Annotated in this window: 4 protein-coding genes; all 4 read left to right on the top strand. The window is 31.7% G+C overall.

All coding sequences use genetic code 11. The annotated features are described in order from the left end of the window. Positions 1–798 (top strand): hypothetical protein (locus H527_RS24250; RefSeq protein ID WP_051316869.1); only part of this gene is annotated, 798 nt, incomplete at its 5' end. Between the two features lie 16 nt (positions 799–814). Continuing rightward, positions 815–1,957: an SH3 domain-containing protein gene (locus H527_RS0118435; protein ID WP_155837954.1), complete on the top strand. Its 1,143-nt coding sequence runs from the start codon at positions 815–817 to the stop codon at positions 1,955–1,957. A gap of 59 nt (positions 1,958–2,016) precedes the next feature. Then, the gene (locus H527_RS0118430; protein WP_027414024.1) at positions 2,017–2,943 is read left to right on the top strand and encodes a hypothetical protein; all 927 of its coding nucleotides are present in this window, start codon (positions 2,017–2,019) and stop codon (positions 2,941–2,943) included. A 10-nt stretch (positions 2,944–2,953) separates the two neighbouring features. Then, positions 2,954–4,219: an SH3 domain-containing protein gene (locus H527_RS0118425; protein WP_027414023.1), complete on the top strand. Its 1,266-nt coding sequence runs from the start codon at positions 2,954–2,956 to the stop codon at positions 4,217–4,219. Positions 4,220–4,422: the final 203 nt, after the last annotated feature.

The following is a 4,422-nucleotide window of genomic DNA, read 5'->3' as shown; positions in this document are numbered from 1 at the left end:
TATAGAATCAACAATGCTTTTAAAGGGTATGCCCATCGAGAATCCTATCTGGAAGAAGCGGTAAAAACCTTAAAGGTAGAAGATTGCCCAGATTATGAATATCGTAAAGGACAAAAGGGATCTGTAATAGTGATTGGTGGGAAAGGAGAAAAAATTATAAATACTTATGGACATACAAACAATGTTATGTACAGATTATCTGTATTTAGATCAATGACATTAGAAAAGTATAATGAACTAAAAAAGGAAGATAAGTTACCCAAAGCAGATTATATTACCTATGTTACCCGAGATGCACATCAAGGATTATCTGCATCAGAACGTTCTGAAAAAAGGTACGGTACTAATAATGAATGTCCACAAGGAAATAAATATCATTTAGTATCCAAAAAAGACTCATCTATAGATGATAAAGGGAGATATACAATGTATATTTCAGACAACAATAATAATAGGGATATTCAAGGACCAAATGGCTTTAGAGATGGAATAGCTATTCACGAACATGATAGAAAAGGTTCAAAAGGATGTTTAACACTAGCAAGTGGAAATGGAGAACCTGGGACTAATACTTTAGGAAAAATACCTGTAGAAGAATTGTACAATGAAATCCCTGATTTATTTTTGCACGAGGTTATGAAAGATGCTGAACGAACAGATGATAATGGGCTGGTACATGATATGAGTATTGATCGTAGACCTGTACGATTAATTCTGGAAGAACGAGAAGTTATAGAAAAAACTAATAATAATAAACCCTATTGGGAGGGATTTATTGATGAAGAATATAAAGTTTAAAGAAACCATAAACTCCATGAAAAACATTGCAAAAATTATAATGATAGTCTTACTTATACAAGGCTGTAAAGGACAAGAAGAAAAAACAATGAATACCAAAGAAGATAAATACGCTATGCTGAATGAAAAAATAGCATTTTGTTATAAAAAACCGACTAATGAGCAGTTTAGAAAGAAGATATTAGAAATTTTTAATACTGATATTTCTACAAAAAATGAAACAGAAATAAGGCTTTCTACTGATAAGTATCCTGAAACAGTACTCATAAATTATAATTTTATTATTCCATTTAACTTACATCCTATGATTCCGGATGAAGAAAGTTTGCAAAAAATGGATAAAGAAGCTATAGAAAAAGCATATGATTATATTATCAAAAACACATGTAATTATAATAAAATGATTTTTAATAATGATATTCATGCAACTAATTGGATAAAGAAGAATTCATTATCTCTAATTAATCTTGCACAGGAATATGGTTATACCAAAAACAAAGACTGGTTACAATTTGCGTTTAGTAAATCAAAATTGCATGAGCCAACGGTTTTAGAAAGTTTTTTGTTTGGATTTAGATGTGATTCCATAGTTAAAAATGATGGAGGATATGAATGTAAAGGACAGTGGCAGTTACGCAAAGACATGCTGGATAAAATGATCGAATACAGGGCAGAATTATCACAATTGTCTACGGTAGCCAATATGGTATCTAATGGTAAGCCACAGATGTATGAAGAGGATACAGAGGAGTTATATGCCTATCTTATGGCACATTGTTATAAAGCAGGGCAATCTGGGATTATAGAATACTTATACGATACCGATCCAAAAATGATCGAGGTTTTTAGGAAAAAAGATTTTTATGGTATCGAAGATCTGGAGGATTTTACAGATAATTTTTATATCCCACAAAACAAAAGGTTTGGTCTTAGCTCTTTAGGTCCCGATCCTTATATAGCTTATGGTGTTATTAATGATCCTGATGGGTATACCAATTTACGGGATGGTAAAGGTACTTCTGCCAAAGTGATCAAAAAGATAAAGGAAGGAGAAAAATTTGGTATCGAAACCAATACAGGAGAGTGGTGGATAGTGGTTACAGAAGATGGTACCAGAGGACGTATACATAGCAGCAGGATTACTATAATCAAGGAGTAAGTAAAACTTTATCATTAAAAAAGAGAGTGGTTCATTTTAATATAAACTGCTCTTTTTTTATGTTTTTTAAATCATTCCCGATACGCGAGCGAACAGATGATAATGGGCTGATGATGACTCCTTATAAATTAAAAAACAATGCTAAAGACGCTATGACAAGTGCTTTAGCATACTGGGGATGGAAGATGATCAACCCAAGGGCTAGTTATGCAGATGAATATGCTGTAAAATCTGTAACCTATAGAATTAATGGAGCATTAAAAGGATTAGACGAAAGAAAACGATATTTTTTAAGAGCCGAAGAGCAGTTAAAAATAGAAGAATGCCCGTTATATAAAGGCAAAAAATGGCAAGAACAAGAATTAGGAACTGTGATTGTCGTAGCAGGAAAATCCTATAAATACGGTGAGCCGAATGACAATGGAGGAAAATGGCCTGTTTACAAAACTGTAGTTTATCAACGTATGAGTTTAGAAAAATATAAAGAACTAAAAGAAAAAGATAAACTTCCTGAACCTGATTATATAACTTACCTAACTAGAGATGCACATTTTAAGGAGAATTCGGAAATACCATCCAGAAATAAATCATCATATCGTTATGGCAAAAATAATGAAACCCCACCTGGGGAGTATTATTTGTTTAAAAGACAATCTGATAAGCAAAGGTACCAATGGCATATTGGTGATATAGAAAAATCTCCCTCTATTATAGATATAGAGAGTGGTGATGACAGAAAAGGGATTGCCATACATGGAGGATATCCTTCTGGTTCACAAGGGTGCTTAACTATACATCAAGGTAAAAGTAAACCCAATGCCCTAGTCGACGAGTTTTATGCCAATGTACCCGATATCGATGATCTAAAAGGAGAAAAAAATAGAGATGTTAGAATCATTATAGAACCTCGTGAAGTAAAAGAAATTGGCAACTGGGGTTCTGGTACAACAAAATATGAAGGTATAATAATAGAAAATAATAATTAATACTATAAACATGAAATCAATACTTTATGCAAGTATTATAGGGATATTAGTCCTTTCTTGTAAGAATAGCACAACTAATGGGCAAAACAATACCCAACAAAAAACAGAAACAGAAACAGAAAATACAATTATGGTAGATTTTTCTAATAGATATCCTTTAGCAAGCTGTACAGAGGCAGATGCTAAAGAAGTTTTAAAGTTTTTTAAAACAAAATCCTATAGCCGCCCTGAATCAAATGTTTTCAGAAATAAAATATTAGAAAAATTTAAAATTAATATTGATACTCTTGATAACAATAAGAAAGATGATATTTTATATGAGGATACAAGTTTAGTGTTTCCTTTATATGAAAAATTAGCATATTCTTTTCCTATTGCTTTTAGAGAGAATAGGTTTATGGTTCCAGTAGTAGATGACTTTATAGAAGATTATTTTAGCGATCGCACCCCATTTAAAGATTTCCCTAGAGAAAGAAAAGAAATTTTATATCATTTTAATAATTGGATATTTTATGAAAACAAAGCTTCATTTACATTTTTAAAAGTAAAAAAACCTTGGACATTCATGCATCTGATTCATGAATATGATTATACAGGTGATGATGAGTATACTAGTTTTATTCTAGAAAATCTTGGAGAGGAACGAGAAGCTCAAGAAGACATCAATGAGATGGTAATAGGTTGGGTAACAGGAAAAAAATACTATGCAGTACGCAAAAATGTAGTAGAAAAAATAGTTGAACTACAACCCGATCTTGTTTTTAATATCGGGATGATTGTAAGTGATTATTCAGAATATGCGGTTAAAACTCCAGAGAATCGAAAATTTCTTTTTTGCACCTATGAAACCGAAGAGCAGAAGTTAGAAGATTTTTCCTATTTAATGAATGTACTTGTAGATCAAGGCATGGTGGGTATCCTTGATGAATTATATAATGAAAACCCTATGGTGTTAGGGCTTCTTAAAAAGAATGATTTTTATGGTTATAAAGGCTTAAAAGAGTATAGTCTTAAGGCGTATGGTCAAACCCCGTATGATGAAGAAAACCCAAAACCTGTTTATGAAATGGCAGTAATCAATGATCCCGATGGGTATACCAATGTACGGGATAAATCAGGAGAAATTATATTTAAGATACAAGATGGGGAAGAATTTATGGTGTCTAAATCTAAAAAAGAAATCATAGGAGAGTTTTATAAAGAAGGATGGTGGTATGTATCTTTTAAAGGACAAAAAGGTTGGATTCATAAAAGTAGAGTGAAATTAAATAATTAAAAAAGTTAAGAATAGTAATAATTTTGAATATGAAAAGCGGAAGTATCTTAAAAAATCTTCCGCTTTTATTTTAGACTAACCACCTGTATGCGTAAAGCACATTTTTTAGCACAATTAGCTGCAGAAAGTAAGTTTACCAGTATGGAAGAAGGGTTTACCTATAACTGGAAGTCTTTAAAGAAAACTTTTGATAATTTTAGTAC

The organism is Aquimarina muelleri DSM 19832 (assembly GCF_000430665.1).
Classification (GTDB): Bacteria; Bacteroidota; Bacteroidia; order Flavobacteriales; family Flavobacteriaceae; genus Aquimarina; species Aquimarina muelleri.
Note: the sequence above shows the minus strand (reverse complement) of the source record. Positions and strands in the feature narration are given on the sequence as shown.